General features: G+C 66.6%; 16 protein-coding genes. 7 read left to right on the top strand and 9 right to left on the bottom strand.

Translation table 11 applies throughout. From position 1 onward, the window contains the following. Window positions 1-23 precede the first annotated feature (23 nt). On the bottom strand, window positions 24-4,013 hold the full coding sequence (hrpA, locus tag ACTQ49_RS00190; RefSeq protein WP_441825826.1) for an ATP-dependent RNA helicase HrpA: 3,990 nt from the start codon (window positions 4,011-4,013) through the stop codon (window positions 24-26). Window positions 4,014-4,236: 223 nt separating this feature from the next. Between hrpA and ACTQ49_RS00185 the strand changes: the two genes are divergently transcribed. Both ACTQ49_RS00185 and ACTQ49_RS00180 read left to right on the top strand, forming a co-directional pair. After that, complete coding sequence (locus ACTQ49_RS00185) at window positions 4,237-4,992, top strand: S1 family peptidase (RefSeq protein ID WP_441825825.1); 756 nt, start codon at window positions 4,237-4,239, stop codon at window positions 4,990-4,992. 256 nt (window positions 4,993-5,248) lie between these two features. Beyond that, window positions 5,249-5,776, top strand: coding sequence for a DUF1697 domain-containing protein (locus ACTQ49_RS00180; protein ID WP_441825824.1), 528 nt, complete (start codon window positions 5,249-5,251; stop codon window positions 5,774-5,776). Between the two features lie 2 nt (window positions 5,777-5,778). Here the strand turns inward: ACTQ49_RS00180 and ACTQ49_RS00175 are convergent, their stop codons facing one another. Further along, complete coding sequence (locus ACTQ49_RS00175; protein WP_441825823.1) at window positions 5,779-6,366, bottom strand: DUF4188 domain-containing protein; 588 nt, start codon at window positions 6,364-6,366, stop codon at window positions 5,779-5,781. 75 nt (window positions 6,367-6,441) lie between these two features. Between ACTQ49_RS00175 and ACTQ49_RS00170 the strand changes: the two genes are divergently transcribed. Both ACTQ49_RS00170 and ACTQ49_RS00165 read left to right on the top strand, forming a co-directional pair. Beyond that, window positions 6,442-7,056 (top strand): MerR family transcriptional regulator, encoded by a 615-nt coding sequence (locus ACTQ49_RS00170; protein WP_441825822.1) that lies wholly within the window; start codon window positions 6,442-6,444, stop codon window positions 7,054-7,056. Next, on the top strand, window positions 7,049-7,564 hold the full coding sequence (locus ACTQ49_RS00165) for a GNAT family N-acetyltransferase (protein WP_441825821.1): 516 nt from the start codon (window positions 7,049-7,051) through the stop codon (window positions 7,562-7,564). Before ACTQ49_RS00170 ends, ACTQ49_RS00165 begins: the two co-directional genes overlap by 8 nt. A 15-nt stretch (window positions 7,565-7,579) precedes the next feature. On the opposite strand, the gene ACTQ49_RS00160 is transcribed toward ACTQ49_RS00165, so the two are convergent. The 4 genes from ACTQ49_RS00160 to ACTQ49_RS00145 all read right to left on the bottom strand — a co-directional run bounded on the left by ACTQ49_RS00160 (window position 7,580) and on the right by ACTQ49_RS00145 (window position 11,064). Next, window positions 7,580-8,455 carry a universal stress protein gene (locus ACTQ49_RS00160; RefSeq protein WP_441826036.1) on the bottom strand — a complete coding sequence of 292 codons (876 nt, stop codon included), beginning with the start codon at window positions 8,453-8,455 and terminating at the stop codon, window positions 7,580-7,582. A gap of 106 nt (window positions 8,456-8,561) precedes the next feature. Continuing rightward, the gene (locus ACTQ49_RS00155) at window positions 8,562-8,960 is read right to left on the bottom strand and encodes a pyridoxamine 5'-phosphate oxidase family protein (protein WP_441825820.1); all 399 of its coding nucleotides are present in this window, start codon (window positions 8,958-8,960) and stop codon (window positions 8,562-8,564) included. A gap of 78 nt (window positions 8,961-9,038) precedes the next feature. Continuing rightward, window positions 9,039-9,998: a T3SS (YopN, CesT) and YbjN peptide-binding chaperone 1 gene (locus ACTQ49_RS00150; RefSeq protein WP_441825819.1), complete on the bottom strand. Its 960-nt coding sequence runs from the start codon at window positions 9,996-9,998 to the stop codon at window positions 9,039-9,041. A 118-nt stretch (window positions 9,999-10,116) separates the two neighbouring features. After that, entirely contained in the window at window positions 10,117-11,064 is a 948-nt protein-coding gene (locus ACTQ49_RS00145; RefSeq protein WP_441825818.1) for an AEC family transporter, read from the bottom strand. 82 nt (window positions 11,065-11,146) lie between these two features. Here ACTQ49_RS00145 and ACTQ49_RS00140 point away from each other — a divergent pair, with 82 nt between their 5' ends. Then, window positions 11,147-11,665, top strand: a complete 519-nt coding sequence (locus ACTQ49_RS00140) for a ferritin (RefSeq protein WP_441825817.1) — start codon at window positions 11,147-11,149, stop codon at window positions 11,663-11,665. Window positions 11,666-11,690: 25 nt separating this feature from the next. Then, window positions 11,691-12,557, top strand: coding sequence for an inositol monophosphatase family protein (locus ACTQ49_RS00135; protein ID WP_441825816.1), 867 nt, complete (start codon window positions 11,691-11,693; stop codon window positions 12,555-12,557). Between the two features lie 120 nt (window positions 12,558-12,677). On the opposite strand, the gene ACTQ49_RS00130 is transcribed toward ACTQ49_RS00135, so the two are convergent. From ACTQ49_RS00130 to ACTQ49_RS00120, 3 genes are all read right to left on the bottom strand, one after another. Continuing rightward, entirely contained in the window at window positions 12,678-15,569 is a 2,892-nt protein-coding gene (locus ACTQ49_RS00130; protein WP_441825815.1) for a vitamin B12-dependent ribonucleotide reductase, read from the bottom strand. Between the two features lie 131 nt (window positions 15,570-15,700). Further along, window positions 15,701-16,156, bottom strand: a complete 456-nt coding sequence (gene nrdR / locus ACTQ49_RS00125) for a transcriptional regulator NrdR (RefSeq protein ID WP_441825814.1) — start codon at window positions 16,154-16,156, stop codon at window positions 15,701-15,703. A gap of 297 nt (window positions 16,157-16,453) precedes the next feature. Beyond that, entirely contained in the window at window positions 16,454-16,855 is a 402-nt protein-coding gene (locus ACTQ49_RS00120; protein ID WP_441825813.1) for a DUF2752 domain-containing protein, read from the bottom strand. A 232-nt stretch (window positions 16,856-17,087) separates the two neighbouring features. Between ACTQ49_RS00120 and ACTQ49_RS00115 the strand changes: the two genes are divergently transcribed. Beyond that, window positions 17,088-17,852 (top strand): RDD family protein, encoded by a 765-nt coding sequence (locus ACTQ49_RS00115; protein ID WP_441825812.1) that lies wholly within the window; start codon window positions 17,088-17,090, stop codon window positions 17,850-17,852. The last annotated feature ends 133 nt before the right edge of the window (window positions 17,853-17,985 follow it).

Raw genomic sequence — 17,985 nt, 5'->3', positions numbered from 1 at the left:
CGTGACCACCCGGGAGAACCGGGTCAGCCGGCTTCCTTGATCGCCTTGCGAATCCGCTTGGGCGAGACGGTGACCGAGGTACGCAGCTGCTGGGCGAATTGCTGGACCCGCAGCTCCTCGATCAGGAAGCCGATCTCCTCCACAGCGCTGGGCAGTGGGCCGGGTGGCTGCGCCCTGCAGAGCTCCGCATACTCGTACTCCAGTTCGTCGATGACGGCCGCGCCCTGCCGATCGCGCGACGGATTGGCCGCAGCCCCCGCCAGGCGCAGGGTGATCCCCCGAACATAGCGGGGCAGGTACTGGTACCACGGGTCGGGTGTGGCGCTGATGAAGTTGGTGAAGACCAGGTTCTCCAGCTGGGCGGTGACGTCGTCCAGCACGTCGCCTGCGGACAAGCCGTTCATCGCCATCCGGGCCTCGGTCTCGTGCCGCAGTGTCTGGGCCGCCGTCGAGACCACCTGCCTCATGGCATCAGCCTGCTCCTGCCGGACGAAGAGGGCCAGCTTCTCGTATGCCTCGGCGTCACGGACGTTGTCGAGGCTGGTGCGATTCTCTGCCGCCCATCTGCGAGCGAGGGTCTCGGCGGTCTTGAGGCGAGCATCGGCCAGCAAGGCCGGCACGCTGGCATAGGGCGAATTTCCCAGCGCCAACTTGTCGGCATTGTCCAGGTGGCCCACCACCCACTTGGTCGGGTCCGGCAGGGTGAGCACGAGGAGTCGACGAAGCCCTCGGGCGTGCGACTGCGAAGCCCGCTCGGCAGTGTCGAGCACCTCCACTCCGACGCTGGCCCCCTCGTCCTTCAGGGCCGGATATCCCACTGCCTTGGTTCCATTGCGCTCCACGGACAGCGTCCGGTCGATCGGACCCATCGTCCAGCCGGTGGCTCCGGTGACGGCCTTCTTGGCACTGGCCTTCGTGAGCGTCTGGGTCACCCTGCGCGCCAGATCCTGGCGCAGATCGGCGAAGTCCTTGCTGCGTCTGGTCTCCCGTCCGCTCTCGGTCACCCGGAAGGCCACTCGCAGGTGCTCGGGGACAGCGTCGGGATTCCACTGCTGCGGCTCCACCGTGACGCTGGTGAGCTGGCGCAGCGCACGTCCCAGTTCGTCACAGAAGCGACGGGAGTGGTCCGCTCCCTGTCCCACCTTCGCCATCTCGTCGAGCCATTCCAGGGCGGCGCGGGCATGGTTCGGGGCGGGGACGAAGTTGGTTCGCACGCTCTTGGGCAGCGCGCGGATCAGCTCCGTCGCGAGTTCCTCGCGCAGACCGGGGACCTGCCAGCTGAACGGCTCGGCGCTGACCTGGTTGAGCTGTTCCAGCGGGATGGTCACCGAGACGCCGTCGTGGCCGGAGCCGGGGTCGAAGACATAGTCGATGTCCAGCCGCAGCTCCCCGCCACCGGACGACGGCACGATCCAGTGGTCCGGGAAGGCCCCGGCGTCCACCTCGTCGGCCTGCGGCGCCAACAGGTCGTCGAGTTCCATCTCCAGCAGGCGCTTGTCCTTGAGCTGGCGAAGCCAGGCGTCGAAGTGGTTGACGCTGACGATCTCGGCGGGAATGCGCTTGTCGTAGTACTCGAAGATGGCCTGGTCATCGACGGTGATGTCGCGCCGACGGCTGCGCTCCTCCAACTCCTCGGCCTGCTCGCGTACCTTGCGGTTGTGGTGGAAGAAGTGGTGGCGGGTGCGCCACTGCCCCTCCACCAGGGCAGACCGGATGAAGATCTCGCGGGCCACCGCCGGATCGATCCGGGCATAGGAGACGGGTCGTTCCGCGACGATCGGCACGCCGTACAGCGTGACTTTCTCGTAGGCCACGACGGAGCCCGAATTGGTGGACCAGTGTGGCTCGGAGTACTGCCGCTTGAGCAGGTCTCCGGCCACCTCCTCCACCTGTTCCGCCGTGATCGCGGCCACGGTGCGGGCCCACAGTCGGCTGGTCTCCACCAGCTCGACGGCCATCACCAACGGCGGCGGATTCTTGGCCAGCGCCGAGCCGGGCTGGATGGCGAATCGAGCACCGCGAGCGCCCAAGTATTCCCTGGGGCCGGAGCGGCGCCGCTTGCCATTGCGATCCTTCTTCGGCTGGTCCTGCTCGCGCAGGTCTGCCAGACCGACGTGACCGAGCAGGCCGGAGAGCACCGCCGTGAGCACCTTGTCGTCAGGCGCCGGCGACGTGTTGCGCTGCAGCCCGATCTCCTTGGCGATGTCGCGCAGCTGGGCGTGCAGGTCCTCCCATTCGCGCACGCGCAGGAAGTGGATGAACTCGTCGCGACACATCCGTCGGAAGGCATTGCCCGAGAGTTCGCGGCGCTGGCGGCGCAGGTACTCCCACAGACGCAGCATCGCCATGATGTCGCCGCCGGAATCCGGTTCACCCCCGGTGCTCGCGACGCGATCGGCGGCGCGGGTGTGTGCCGTGTGGCGCTTGGGGCCTTCCTCGCCCCTCGACGGGCTCGGGGAACGGGAATCACCACCAGCGGAGTCGTCGGGCATCATCGGAGTCCAGAAGCGGCGGTGCAGCTGGTCGGCCTGTTCCCGCTTCTCCGCGGGCCGTTCCCGCACATCGGGGATGGCAAGGCCCGCCACCAGCACCAGCATCTCGCGTACACAGCCCTGCTTCTCGGCCTCCAAAAGCATCCGGCCCAGACGCGGGTCCAGGGGGATCCGGGCCAGACGGTGGCCGATCTGGGTGAGTCGGGGGTGCGAGTGGTTGCCCGGCTTCAGCGCCCCCAGCTCGTCGAGCAGGCGCAAACCGTCGGTGATCTGGCCCCGGTCGGGGGCCTCCACGAAAGGGAAGGAGCCGATGTCGCCCAACCCCGCCTCGGCCATCTGCAGGATCACGCTGGCCAGGTTGGTGCGCAGGATCTCCGGCTCGGTGAACTCGGGGCGGCTGAGGAAGTCCTCCTCGCTGTACAGGCGGATCGCGATGCCCGGCGCCACACGGCCACACCGGCCGGCTCGCTGGTTGGCGCTGGCCTGGCTGACCGGCTCGATCGGCAGCCGCTGCACCTTGGTGCGCGCCGAGTAGCGCGAGATGCGCGCCGTTCCCGGATCGATCACATAGCGAATCCCGGGCACCGTGATCGAGGTCTCCGCCACATTCGTCGCCAGGACGATGCGGCGGCCGGTGTGTGGAGTGAAGACCCGGTGCTGCTCCTCAGCGCTCAGCCGGGCGAACAGTGGCAAGACCTCAGTGTCGGGTAGCTTCAATCCCTTGATCGCCTCGGCGGCGTCACGGATCTCGCGCTCGCCGGAGAGGAAGACCAGGATGTCGCCCAGGCCCTCGCGGGAGAGCTCCTTCACGGCCTTGCAGATGCCGTCGTTCTGGTCACCGTCGTCCGGATCGACGCCGTCGTCGGTCAGGGGGCGATAGCGCATCTCCACCGGGTAGGTGCGCCCGCTCACCTCGATCACCGGGGCAGGCCTGCCAGCCCGATCGCTGAAGTGCTCCGCGAATCGGGCCGTGTCGATCGTCGCGGACGTCACGATGACCTTCAGGTCTGGGCGCTTGGGCAGCAGCTGCTTGAGATAGCCCAGCAGGAAGTCGATGTTCAGGCTGCGCTCGTGCGCCTCGTCGATGATGATCGTGTCGTAGCGGCGCAGCAACTTGTCGTGGGTGATCTCCGCGAGCAGCACGCCGTCGGTCATCACCTTGACCCGGGTGTCCTTGCCCGCCTTGCGGGTGAAGCGCACCTGGTAGCCCACCAGGTCCCCCAGCGGGGTGTCGCACTCCTGCGCGATGCGCTCGGCGACGGTGCGGGCGGCGATGCGCCGTGGCTGGGTGTGTGCGATGCGCCCGCGGCCCAGCTTCAGACAGATCTTGGGCAGCTGCGTGGTCTTGCCCGAGCCCGTCTCACCAGCGACGACGACCACCTGGTGGTCGCGGATCAGCTCGGCAATCTCATCGGCGTGCTCGGCGATCGGGAGCGCCGGGTCGAAGTCGAGCCTCGGCTCACTGGCCGGGCTGGGCTGCCGGGAAGGCGCGGTGGGGGGCGTGGTGTCAGCTGCGGTCATGGCCGTCCCAGCCTAGACGGCCCCGCAACCGCATTCCGTGCGCCTTGCCGCCGCACGGCCCCACGGCGTCGACGAGCGGAATTCGGTCACGCTTGTTGGGTCGCTGTGCCATCGACGCAAACCTTCACCTGATCATAAATCCATTGGCCATGGGAACATCCGGAACAGATGCACGCGTCGATCGACCAGTCGACGCAAGAACCGATGACGTGAAGGAGTCCTCATGCGCCGCACACTGATCACAGTCGCCCTGGCTGCCACCACCGCCGCCGGTACCCTCGCCGCCACCCCCACCCCCGCCAACGCCATCCTGGGCGGCACCCAGGACAGCACCCCATGGGTCGTCAAGGTCTTCGTCGACCGCGCCGATGGAAGCTTCTCGTGCACCGGTTCGGCCATCTCGGACGAGTGGATCGTCACCGCTGAGCACTGCACCCGCGAGGGCGCGACGACCGGCACCGGGCACAAGGTCTCGGTCTCCTACGGCTACAACCGCACCACCGGCGGCACCAGGGTCCAGGCCGATGCCTACTACAACTACGGCAAGGGCGACGTGGCCCTGGTCCACCTCGCCCAGAAGAAGCCGCTGTGGTCCTATGGCAAGGTGGTGGACCGCCCGTTCACGCCCTCTGTGGGGCAGCAGGGCCGCGTCTACGGCTACGGGACCGTCGGCTACCGCTACAACGACATTCGTCAGCCGATCTGGGGCGACGGACTGAAGTCCGCACGCGTGGATCTCCTGGCGGACTGGCCGCGCATCGACGAGTACTACGCCCCCGGCTTCATGGTGCGCGGGATCGACGGTTCCGCCCAGCCCGGCGACTCGGGCGGCCCCCTGGTGGTCAATGGTCAGATCGTCGGCATCGCCTCGAAGCTGGACAGCTTCCCGACTCGCGTGGCCACCTCCACCCGCGCGACCGGCGTGTACTCCGACCTCAGCCTGGCTCGTGGTTGGGTCCGCGAGACCTCAGGCATCTGATCACGCACTGACCCTTTCCGACGCCGGGGACGCACCTGGAATCCCCCGCAAGCCGAGACACACAAGAATGTTTGACACACAAAGTGGTCTCTTGACGGGTCCGCCCGCTTGACCCTCCTGCTGACCGCCACAGGGTGAGGGTGGGTGACCGTGCCGGCCACGGTCACCCACCGACTCATCTGCACTTCCACGCACCACTGTGCTCCGGGCGTCTTTCGCTGTGCCACGATGGGTCGACCAGAGCGGAAGGATCAAGATGAGCGCTCGAGTTGCCTTGCTGCGGGGCATCAACCTGGGCCGGAGCCATCGTGTCGCCATGGCCGAGCTGCGCGAACTGGCCACCGAACTCGGCTTCACCGACGTGTCGACCCATCTCCAGTCGGGCAATCTCATCTACCGCTGTGCGTCAACCGTCGGAGCCGACCAGCAGCTCCTGGCCAGCTCCCTGACCGAGCGCTTCGGTTTCGAGATCCCGGTGGTCGTGGTGGAGGGCAGTCGGCTGCCCGCGCTCCTCGACGCCAACCCCTTCCCCGACGGCGATCCCAAGAGCGTCCACCTTGGCTTCTCCCCCGCTGCGCTGACCTCGTCGCTGTCCGACGAGCTGAAGCCTCTGGCCCGTGACTGGGAGCGCTTCGAGGTGCGCGATGGCATCCTGTTCGCCGACTTCGGTGGCCGGGTCCATGACTCCCGGGCCGCCAAGGCGCTCACTCGGCTGGTCCGACCCAGCTTCATCACCCTGCGCAATCTGGCGACGATGCGCGCCGTGGCCGACAAGGCTGCCTGATCTCAGGGCACCTGGACGGCCACTTTTTCACCGTGGCTGGTCGCCTGGCCCATTCGCTCGGCGGCACTGCGGCCGCGATGCTCGACGGGAATCACTCCGCCCGCGAGGGCCAACCCTTCCCGGGCACCGTGAACATAGACCGACTCAACACCAGCCTCAGGCACGACGAAGGTCTCGTGCCACACTCCGACAGCAGCGGGATGGCGCCGAACCGCCTGGTTGAACCGTCGCCAGGCCGACAGGTGCGACCTTTCGGCGTCGTGGGCGTAGCGGTACAAACTCTCGACATCCTTCCAGTACTGCGTCACCCACGGCCCCCGCGAGCCCATCAGCGTCGTCGCCCCGAGAAAGCCCGGATCCGCCCCCGGCCCCGCCGCGGCTCCCGCACGCGCTTGGCGCAGCTCTTCCAACATGGGAAGCATCGCTCTGGCCACGGGCAGCCAGAGGTCCGGACGATGGGGCTTGTGGATGGTCATGCCGATGTTGAAGACCACCAGCGGTCCCCGATGGGCATGGGTCATGGGGTGGGTGGACTGGATCGTTCTGGTGCGACGGGGCGGATCGGACTGGACAGTACGCTGCATGTTCATCAGGTACTCCTTGGATAGCTCCACTACCCAATATTGGATAGTGCTACTCTCCCAATGTCAACAGGAAGGTCAGCTGTGCGTCTGTCGGAACTCGCCGAGGCCACCGGGGTCAGCGTCGCGACGCTGAAGTACTACCAACGCGCCGGCCTGCTGCACCCCGGAACTCCGGTCTCCCGGACACAGGCCAGCTACGACCAGAGCCATGTGGACCGCACCAGTCTGGTGCGGGCACTCACGGAGGTGGGCGGACTCTCCCTGACCCAGGTGGGTGCTGTGCTCGAAGCCATCGAAGAGCCCAACCGCGGATCCCTGGGCGTGATGGCGGCCGCAGCTGGAGCCACACCACTGCCCGTGACACCCGTCGATGACACCGCTCGTGCCCAAGCGTGGGTCACGGCCCGAGGCTGGCGGGTTCAGACCGATGACCCATTGGTTGGCAGTCTGGCCGTTGCTTGGCAGGCCGCAGAGCAAGCCGGAATTGACCTGGACGAGATCCGACTGGACGCCTATGCCGACGCCGTCGAGGACATTGCCCGGGTGGACCTTGACTCGGTACCACATGATCCCCAACGAGCGGTTCGACGAGTGGTCCTGGGAACCGTCCTGCTCGATCCGCTGTTGGCAACACTGCGCCGAATGGCTCAACAGGACCTCGCCATCAGGCAGTCCGGGCAGAACGTCCGTGCCTGAGAAGGAAGAAGTTCCGGACCTGAGAATCAAAGCCCTGGGCCCTGAGGACCGGCACCAGATCGGAGAGGTCCTGCTGCACGACGGCGGCTTCTCCGTGCGGGTCAATGGGAGGCCGAGCGGCGCTGGGGACGTCGACGCCCTGTTGAGCTCGCGGCCACCGGGCACGTCAACCGAGCAATTGCACCCGTTCGGATGCTGGGACGCTGACATCCTGCTGGGCCTCGCCATAGTCCTGCTGGACTGGCCTGATCCCGGCACCAACTGGCTGGGGCTCCTGCAGGTACACGAGGAACACGTCCGTCGTGGCGTGGGCCGCCGCCTCCACGAAACGCTCCTCACGCGCTGTCCGGCCAGTCGCTGGCAGCTCGCCGTCGTCGACAGCAATGCCCAGGCACTCGGCTTCTGGGAGCGCCTGGGTTATCGACGCACCGGCGAACAGAGGCCGTGGACCAGCCCGTCGGGTGAAGAGCGCAGGGCCATCATCCTCGAGCTGGTCCCACCGGCCTGAGCACGCCGGCCAGGCTCACTTCACCAGCGCCACCGGGCACTGGGCGTGCGCCATCGTCGCACGCATCACGCCACCCAGATGGATGCCGAGCAGCTTCGTCCGCTGCACACCCAGGACGAGCAGGTCCACGTTCGCGGAGGTGTCAACCAGTTCGTCCACCGGAGCGCCCGTCGCGACGCGCACCTCCACGGGAACCTCGGGATGCCTGGCGCGCAGCGGCTCGAGCATGGTGTTGATGCCATCCTGGGCGGCCACGGCCACCTGCTCCCCCACCACGGCCGTCTCGTCATTCTTGGCGACGTGCACCACCTCCAGGGTGACACCGCGACGCTCGGCCTCCGCCATCGCCCACTCGAGCGTCGCCGGGGAATGGTTCTGGGCGTCCACGCCCACCGCGATGCGTCCAAGACCGCCCGTGGGGCCCGGGGTCGCCGCCGCAGAGATGACCACCACGGGACAGTGCGCGGCGTCGGCGACGGCCACACTGGTGGAGCCGATGAACATGCGCTCCAGACCGCTCACGGACCGACGCCCGACGACCATCACGTCGGCCCCCTCACTGAGACGGCTCAGCACCGCGGCGGCATTGCCGAGCACCACCTCGGCATGGATCCTGTCCTCGGGCAGCCCCTGGGCCAGTGCCAGGTCGATCGCGGCCCGGTTGGCCTGCTCACCAGCGGCCTGCAGTGCACTGGGGTCGTAGACCACTCCCCACGCCCCGGCCAGAACGGCGTCGTCCACGGCATGGACCAGGTGCAGGGTTGCATTGCGTCGCTGGGCAGATCCCACTCCATAGCGGACGGCCCGCAGTCCGTCCTCGGAACCGTCGACGCCCACCAGGACCCGGGGTCCCGTGATGGACGCGGTGTGGTCATTGGCAGAGGTACTCATGGCCATCATCTCCTTGTCGACGCCGGCGACGGTGCCGGGCGGTCCTGATGCCATTGTCCCACTCCCACAAGCCCAAAGAGCTTCGGGGTGCAGAATGCGGCGCGTCTCAGCCGTTCGCGACGGCGCGACCGCCCACCCGGTCCAGGCTCACGCCGCGAACCACCTCACGCAGCCCGGGAACGAACGGGGTCGGTGTGGTGAAGTCCATCGAAAGTTGGTCCTCGCTGACGTGTACCAGGCGTCCACGCACCAGAACGCTCCAACCATTCGTGGTCTGCTGGTCGAAGTCGTCCACCTCGAAGGCCACCGGGGCCTCGTCATCCAGCTGGGACAGCTGCGTGCCGTCGGCCGTGCGGATGATGAGCAGCTCACCGTCGACGGTGTAGGACAACGGGAGGATGGTCAGGCCGTCGGGGCCGTCGAAGGCCAGCCGTCCCACTGTGGCCTCGGTGAGCAGCTGTCGGCACTCATCCGCTTCCAGAACCTCGAAATGGCCGTCTGACATGGTGGTCCTCCCTCGTGGCGTCGTGTGACGATCGTGGCCGACACGGCAGCACTGCTCGTCCTGTCACGATGCTATCGGTCACTCGTCCTCGGTGAAGGTGACCCGCCCCCGCAGCTTGGCGGCCAGATCGTCGTCGATGCCGTCGGTGATCTGACTGACGATGGTGACGCCCTCCTCCAGGTGTTGTGCGACGAAGGGCCGTGCGAGCAGGCTCATACTGACGAAGACCCGGTCCTTGTAGAGGGCGAAGCGTCCAAACCGCGACTCACAGTTGAGGTCGTTCAGCACCTCGACGGCGCGACCGCGGCCCTCCAGATCATGAACCAGGACGGAGAACAGCAGCACCTCGCGGGCATCGGCCGTGCACCGCACGAAGACCATGCCGGAACCCACGCGAATGGCGAAGTCACCCTCGTCGTCGCGCAGTGGTTCATGACCGAACATGGCGGCCAACTGCGCGCGCACCAGCTCCACCAGTTCCTCACGATTCGAGGGCCAGGTGACGGCGACCGCATCCCGAGGCGCGGGAGCCACCAGCCGCTCAGCGGAGCCCTCCACGACGGACGGCGCTGGAGCCAGGATCTCGGCCAGCTGGTCGGGGGCCAGGAAGACCGGGTGCGGCACCCCGAAGACATCTCGCAGCGTGGCCAGCGCCAGATCAGCCAGATCGCTGGTCTCGTCCTGGACGTGCTCGGCCCACAGGTTGGGACTGCCGGGTCCACCGGGAGCCGGCTCACGCCAGCCCAGGTCCAACAGCTCCGCCAGTTGGGATGGGGTCAAGTGGTAACGCTCGCCCAGCGATGCATTCGTCGAGGCCTCTGCCACCACGGTGGGAAGCTCCTCTCGGGAGGGGCGCACCCCACACGTGAACCGCACGTACGGAGCCCCTTCGTCGGCTGCCCCGGTGCCCACCACCAGAGTGCCACCGTCCTCGATCACGGAGACCACCTCGGCGAGCCGTTCCCCGAACAGCGCCCAGGCCTGGTTCGTGCTGGCGTCGAAGTCGAAGGCGTCCTCGGGAACCAGTTCTTCCGTCATGACCTCTCCTCATCGCTGCGGCGTCACAAAGCCATCCATCTCCAACCTAGTGCACTGTCCTGCCAGCACAGACAGGTGGGCGCCTGGCCCGCCAGCGCATCGCCGGAATGTGGCGGGCTCAGCCCACCAGGAGCGCCATGACGGAGATCGTGACGATGGACAGGATCGACGTGATGAACACGATGTCTCGGGCGAGCACCACGGACCGCTGGTACCGCACGGCATGGTTGAACACGTTCTGCGCCGTAGGCAGTCCGGCCAGGACGAGCACCGCCAGGGTCGTGGTCTGGTCCAGCTGGAAGATCCGGGCCAGGACCAGGGCGAGCATCGGCTGGACGAAAAGTTTGATGCCGCTGAGGACGAGGGTTTCCGTGAACAGCGGTCCCTTGCCCGGCAGCGGCCCCAGCCGGAGGGAGACGCCGAAACCGATCAGCATGGTCGGCACCGTCAGGCCGCCCAGCATCAGCAGCGGTTGGTTGAGCAAGTCCGGGATCCGCAGGCCGAGCAGGTTGATCGCCAGTCCCAGGAGCACCCCCATCGTCATGGGATTGCGCAGGGGCAGCGTGAGGTTGGCCATCAGTGACAACCTGTTGCCGTCGCGTCGGGCGGCATCGATGTCCAGGAAGGCGAGCCCAAAGGGCTGCAGCACCGCCACCTGGACCAGCAGCAGGGGCGCGACCCACGTCACGTCATGCAGGACGTAGGCGGCGATGGGCAGACCCATGTTGCCGGCATTCACGTAACAGGCGCAGAAGGTGGCAATGGCCCGGTGCCCCAGCCCGTGTGGTTGGCCGTCCTCACCGCGCAGGACCCACTGCAGCAGCGCCACCGTCAGCAGACCTGTCAGGACGGTGGCCAGCACGGTCACCAACAGATTCCAGGCGAAGATCCGCCGCACGTCCGCGGTGGCCATCATCGTGAGCATCAACGCGGGGCTGCCGCCATAGAAGCTGAGTTTGCTCAGGACCAGTTGGGAACTCGCATCCAGCACGCGGAGATGGGCCAGCAGCCACCCGACGGCGACCACGGCCCAGATCGTGAAGAAACCGCCCAGGACACTCGCCATTGCTCCACCCTAGTGGAGGGCCGCCCCTTCGCTCTGGGGCGAATCAATCGACCTGCGCCCACCATGATGGTTGGCTTGGAACATGAAGCTCTCCAAGGAACTCGAGACCAAGTTCAACGCCCAGATCACCCTCGAGCTGGAGGCCTCCACGGTCTACCGGCAGCTGGCCATCGAGATGGATGCCCAGGACCTGCCCGGCATGGCAGCGTGGCTCAGGCACCAGGCCGACGAGGAGATCGTGCACGCCAACAAGTTCATCGACCACCTGCTGGATCGCGACAACCATCCTCGCATCGGTGCGGTGGCAGCTCCCAAGACCAAGGCGTCCATGAGCCCGCTGGACGTCTTCCAAGCCGCTCTGGACCACGAGAACAAGGTCTCGGACTCCATCCGCGACCTCTACCGGGAGTGCGAGGCGGCGGGCGATCTGGATTCCCGTCCACTGCTCAACTGGTTCCTCACCGAGCAGCTCGAAGAGGAGTCGACGGTCAGCGAGATCATCGGGCGCATCACGATGATCAACGACGACGGCCCCGGACTCCTTCGTCTCGACCAGGAGCTCTCGCAGCGTCCGGTGGAGAGCACCGAGAACGGCAACTGAGCACCGGGCAGGCGATGATGGTGGCATGAGCAATCGCCACCAGAATCCCACCCCTTCCGATCACGGCCGCGCTCACTCGGCGACGATCGACCTGCAGGCGCTGGAGCACGTCGCCCTCGAGGTGGCGCAGGCCTGTGCCCGGCTGGTCACCGAGGAACGCCCGGAGGCGCTGGACGTCGCGGCCACCAAGTCCTCGGCCACTGACGTGGTGACCATCATGGACCGGCGTTGCGAGGAACTGGCCTCCCAGATGCTCACCGAGCTGCGCCCCGACGATGGACAGTTCGGGGAGGAGGGTCTGCGCAACACCGTGCAGGAGGGCGTCACCTGGGTGGTGGATCCCATCGACGGAACCGTCAACTACCTCTATGGAATCCCGTCCTTCTGCGTCTCCGTGGCGGCCGTTCTGGGCGATCCCGCGGTTGACGGCGCGTGGGAACCGCTGGCCGGAGCGGTGGTCGCTCCCCTGCTCGGCGAGGCCTTCAGCGCCCACCGGGGCGGTGGTGCCCGGCAGTGGCGCGACGATCACGCGACAGAGCTGCGGTTCACGCCGGCCCAGACGCTCGACCAGAGCCTGGTGGCGACCGGTTTTGGCTACGAGTCGTCGGTGCGCGCGCAGCAGGCCGAGGTGCTGACGCGCGTCTTGCCTCAGGTCCGCGACATCCGGCGGGCGGGTGCGGCGGCCCTGGACATCTGCCACGTGGCCAGCGGGCAGCTCGACGCCTACTACGAGCGGGGCGTGCACGTCTGGGACATCGCCGCCGCCACCCTCATATGCACCGAGGCCGGTGCCGTGGTCCGTGGTCTGGACCACGAGTATCCGGACGGCACGACGATCGTCGCTTCTGTCCGGACCGCTGAACAGATCGCCCGCCTGGTGCACGGATCCTGACTCTCGGCGCGGGGTCGCCACAGAACCGCCCTGCTCGGCCGGCAGGCCGCCCACCCGCCGCGCGAACGGTCGGGCGCCCGGCCCCACTGGCTTGGGGACCGGGCGCCTGGCGCGTCGGGGTCAGCTGCAGCCGCTGGTGGAGCCGCAGCCCTCGCAGACGTAGCACGAGCCACTGGGGCGCATCTTGGTGCCGCACGTCATGCACAGCGGAGCGTCGATGGCGTGGCCCGTCAGGCCCTCCATCATCTCCGTCGTGGTGTGTGCGGATCCCACCGTCTCCTGCTCAACCCGCGGGGTGGCCTGGATCAGCGACGGCTGGACCGGGCCGCCCTCGTCGGTGCGAATGTCGTCGCCGGCGTCATTCTTGAGCGCTTCGGACTCAGGCATGGCGGCCTCGTCCTCCTCGCTGATGTACGAGCCGGTCTCGACATAGCGAGCACGCTCCGCCGAGGTGTAGATGCCCAGCTCGGACCGCTCGTCGAAGGACAGGTAGTCCAGCGCCAGGCGACGGAAGATGTAGTCCATGATCGACTGGGCGATGCGGATATCCGGATCGTCGGTCATGCCGGCGGGCTCGAACTTCTGGTTCGTGAACTTCTGGACATAGGTCTCCAGCGGAACGCCGTACTGCAGGGCGATGGAAATCGCGATCGAGAAGGCATCCATCACACCGGCCAGGGTGGAACCCTGCTTGCCAAGCTTGAGGAAGACCTCACCCAGCTCACCATTGGGGTATTCGCTGGAGGTCATGTAGCCCTCCGCCCCGGCAACCGTGAAGGACGTGGTGCGTCCGGCGCGGCTCTTGGGCAGGCGACGGCGACGCGGACGGTATTCCACGCGCACCTCGGGGGCCGGTGCCGGTGCGGCGGCAGCCTCGACCACGTCTGCCTTGCCCGCATCCTTCTTGCCATCCGAGAGCGGCTGCCCGACCTTGCAGTTGTCACGGTAGACGGCAAGAGCCTTCAGACCGAGCTTCCAACCCTGCATGTAGACGTCGGCGATCTCCTCCACCGTGGCCGACTCGGGCAGGTTGACGGTCTTGCTGATGGCACCGGACAGGAAGGGCTGGACGGCCGCCATCATGCGCACGTGCCCCATGGGAGCGATGGCGCGGGCTCCCATTGCGCAGTCGAAGACCTCGTAGTGCTCGGGCTTGAGCGCCGGAGCGTCGATCACGTGGCCGTGCTCGGCAATGTAGTCGACGATCTGCTGCGCATCCTCGGTGCCATAGCCCAGGTTCTTGAGCGCACGCGGGATGGTCTGGTTGACGATCTGCATCGACCCGCCGCCGACCAGCTTCTTGAACTTCACGAGGCTGAAGTCGGGCTCGACACCGGTGGTGTCGCAGTCCATCATGAAGCCGATCGTGCCGGTGGGGGCGAGCACGGAGGCCTGCGCATTGCGGAAACCATTGCTGGCTCCCAACGTGACAACCTGCTCCCACTGCTCGGTCGCTGCCTTGGTCACGACACTGTCGTTCGTGTGCAGCGGCTTGAGCGCATCGTTGGCCGACTGGTGCTTGCGCATCACCTTCTGGTGCGCCTGGGCATTCTCCGCATAGCCGTTGTACGGGCCGACGACGGCAGCGAGCTCGGCGCTGCGACGGTAGGAGGTGCCCGTCATCAAGGACGTGATGGCAGCGGCCAGCTTGCGGCCACCCTCGGAGTCATAGCCCAGCCCCAGGGCCATCAGCAGGGCGCCCAGGTTGGCGTAACCGATGCCCAGCTGGCGGAAGTTGCGGGTGGTCTCGCCGATCGCCTCGGTCGGGAAGTCAGCGAAGCAGATGCTGATGTCCATCGCAGTGATGATGATCTCGACGGCCTTGGTGAAGCGCTCGGCGTCGAAGACGTCGTCCTCTCCCAGGAACTTCAGCAGATTCAGACTGGCCAGGTTGCAGGACGAGTTGTCCAGGCTCATGTACTCGCTGCACGGGTTCGAGGCGGTGATGGGCCCGGTGACGGGATTGGTGTGCCAGTCATTGATCGTGTCGTTGTACTGAATGCCGGGATCAGCGCATTCCCACGCCGCACGGGCCATCTTCTCGAAGAGCTCCTTGGCCTTGACCTCCTCGATGACGCGACCGTCACCGCGGGCCTTCAAACCGAAGAGTGCATCGGCTTCGACGGCCTCCATGAACTCGTCGCTGACGCGCACCGAGTTGTTGGCGTTCTGGTACTGGACGCTGGTGATGTCCTTGCCGCCGAGGTCCATGTCAAAGCCGGCATCGCGCAGGGCGCGGATCTTGTCCTCCTCACGCGCCTTCGTCTCGATGAACTCCTCGATGTCCGGGTGGTCGACGTCCAGGACGACCATCTTCGCGGCGCGTCGGGTGGCGCCGCCGGACTTGATGGTTCCCGCGGAGGCGTCAGCGCCGCGCATGAAGGAGACGGGACCGGAAGCGGTTCCGCCGGAGCTCAGCAGCTCCTTGGAGGAACGAATTCGCGACAGGTTCAGACCGGCCCCAGAGCCGCCCTTGAAGATGAAGCCCTCTTCCTTGTACCAGTTGAGGATCGAGTCCATGGAGTCATCCACGCTCAGGATGAAGCAGGCGCTGACCTGCTGCGGGCTGGAGGTACCGACGTTGAACCAGACCGGCGAGTTGAAACTGAAGTACTGGTGCAGCAGCATCCAGCGCAGCTCGTCCTCGAAGATCTGGGCATCGTTCGCGGTGGCGAAGTAGCCGTGCTCCAGACCGGCCTTCGAGTACGAGTTGACCACGCGATCGATGAGCTGCTTGAGCCCGGTCTCGCGCTGCTCGGTTCCCAGAGCGCCGCGGAAGTACTTCGTGGTGACGATGGTGGAGGCGTTCAGGCTCCAGAACTCCGGAAACTCCACGCCCTTCTGCTCGAAGACGGTCTCCCCCGTCTTCCAGTTGGTCTGCACGACATCGCGCTTCTCCCAGGTCACCTCGTCATAGGGGTGCACACCCTCGGTGGAGAAGACACGCTCGATGGTCAGACCCGCGGCCTTCTTGGCGGGCTGGCGACGTGCCGTCCTGGTGTTGTCGGTCATGCTGCTTCCTTATCCTCGGGGCGAATCGTTGTGGCGGCCGCCTGGTGGCGGCGAGGCTTGATGGCGGTTGGTGCGGGTCTTGCTGGTGCCGGGGGCCGGACGGCTCCCAGCCGTTGAGGGGTCGTGGTGGATCAGGAGGAGGCCAGACCGTCGCGAAGACGACGGATCTCTTCCTCGAAGTCCTCTATTCCGGCGTAATGTCTGTAGACGCTGGCAAAGCGGAGATAGGCGACTTGGTCGAGTTCACGTAGCGGTTCCAGGATGGCCACCCCCACCTCGTCGGTGGGGATCTCAGCGAGTCCGCTCGCCCGTAGGGTTTCCTCGACGCGCTGCCCCAATCGGGCAAGGTCGGCCTCGCTGACCGGCCGACCCTTGCAGGCCTTGCGCACACCGGAGACCACCTTGTCGCGGTTGAAGGGCTCCACCACGCCAGTCTTCTTCAGCACGGAGAGCTGCATCTGCTCGATGGTGGTGAAGCGCCGCTCACAGGAAGGGCACTGACGGCGACGTCGGATGCTGCAGCCGTCGTCAGTGGCGCGGGAGTCGAGAACGCGTGAGTCATGGTGCCGACAGAAAGGGCAGTGCACGTTACGAACTCCTCTCGGGATCTGGGCATGGCGAGGACGACGGGAACCCCCCGTCGGCGGCCTTGCGATGTGGATGACGCCGTGGACAGGCGAACGCTTGAACCACTAGTTGTGGTGAGAACCCCGAGCCCCAACCACAAGATATGGACACTCTAGGACCAGCTCGTCGGACAATCAAACCCAATCGAGGGCGTGTTCGGCGGCGTGTCGGGTGGCCAGCGGCGAGTTCGGCTGCCTGACCGCGAGCCTGCTTGACGAGCGTGGTCACAGCACCGAAAATCCCGCCACCGCGGCCCATCAGACGACGTTGCGCATGACCATGAAGACGAGTGCTGGCCCCAGAAGCAGCAGGAGCACCCTGTCCATGGTGAACCGCCCCCAGCAAGCAGGAGGACGAAGTGCGGGGCCGCCAGCGAGTGCGACGAGCCAGGCGACCGTGCAGGCTCCCAGAACAACCCCAACCACCATCATGAAGGGGTTGGCACACCAAGCGGCCACCCAGTCCCCATGCATGAGGTGGATTGCCGCGGTGGTCACCCCGCAGACCGGACACAAGAGCCCCGTGAACTCGCGCAGGGGACAGGGAAGGCCTCGCCCGAAGACCGCAACTGACGCCAATTGCACGCCACCGACAGCCAGCAGGCCAAGCACTCCGCGCAGCGCACGAGCCGGCTCGAAGGGCTGGCCGGGGGTCTCCACGGACCCAGTCTTCCAGACGAGGCCCCTGCCCTGCGTGGGCCAGGACGCAGGATTCGTGTCGATCCTGCCCTCCTCTCCCACGCCGACAGCAAACCATCGCACAGGAACGGACCCGCTCACGTCCAGGCTGTTCGGCGCCTGTGGAGCGCCCACCCCACGGAGCGTCCCGCGGTCCGCTGTCCCCACAGCCCCTTACCATCACAAGTACCCCAAATCCCGACTGGAGATGACCATGACCGATTCCCCGAAGAATCCGGACACGAACCCCTGGAACCCACAAGGTGAGCCACCGAGCAATCCCTATGCCTCGTCGGGTGAGTCGACGGGCCCCCAGTTCGATGCTCCGCAGCAGCCGACCGCGAACCCTTACGCAGAGGCCACACCGGGCACCTACGGGCAGCCCCCGGCCAACCAGAATTCGTATCAGCAAGGCCAGTACGACCAGTCCCCAGGCGGACAGAGCCCCTACGGACAGAACCCGTATGGCCAGAACCCCTTCGAGGCCAACGCCGCACAGACCAGGTACGGACACGCTGACTACGGCCAGTACCCCTACCAGCAGGGCCCAACCAAGAACCTCACCGGATGGTTCCGGCGAGTCCTGGGCTATCTCATCGACACCATCCCCACGGGCATCCTGGCAGGCATCGGCTCCGTCTCCTTGCCCCGGACCGACGAGGTCACGGGCGAGGTCATCTCGGCGGGCAACCCGGTGATCGTGGCGATCTTCTTCCTCGCGGCCTTCGCCTTCAACTTCTGGAATCGCTGGTACCGCGCAGGCAAGACGGGCAAGTCCATTGGCCGTCAGGTGATGAACAACCGACTGGTCGCCGAGGCGACCGGCGAGCCGATCGGGGTTGGCAAGGCCTTCCTGCGCGACATCGTCCACACACTCGACGAAGTGATCTGCAATCTGGGCTATCTGTTTCCGATCTGGGACTCCAAGCGCCAGACCTTCGCCGACAAGATCATGAAGACGGTCGTCGTCGACGACTGACCTACCCCGAAACCACATACGGACCCCGCTCCACCCTCCTGCACCACGAGGGGCCTCGGCATACCGCCGGGGCCCTTCGTCGCTCACCGGACAACCAGGGACCGGCCGGCCCGCACCCTCGACCAGAAGAAAC

Source organism: Luteococcus sp. Sow4_B9, assembly GCF_052116585.1.
Lineage (GTDB): Bacteria > Actinomycetota > Actinomycetes > Propionibacteriales > Propionibacteriaceae > Luteococcus.
The sequence above is the reverse complement of the archived record's forward strand: the minus strand, read 5'-3'. Positions and strand labels throughout refer to the sequence as shown.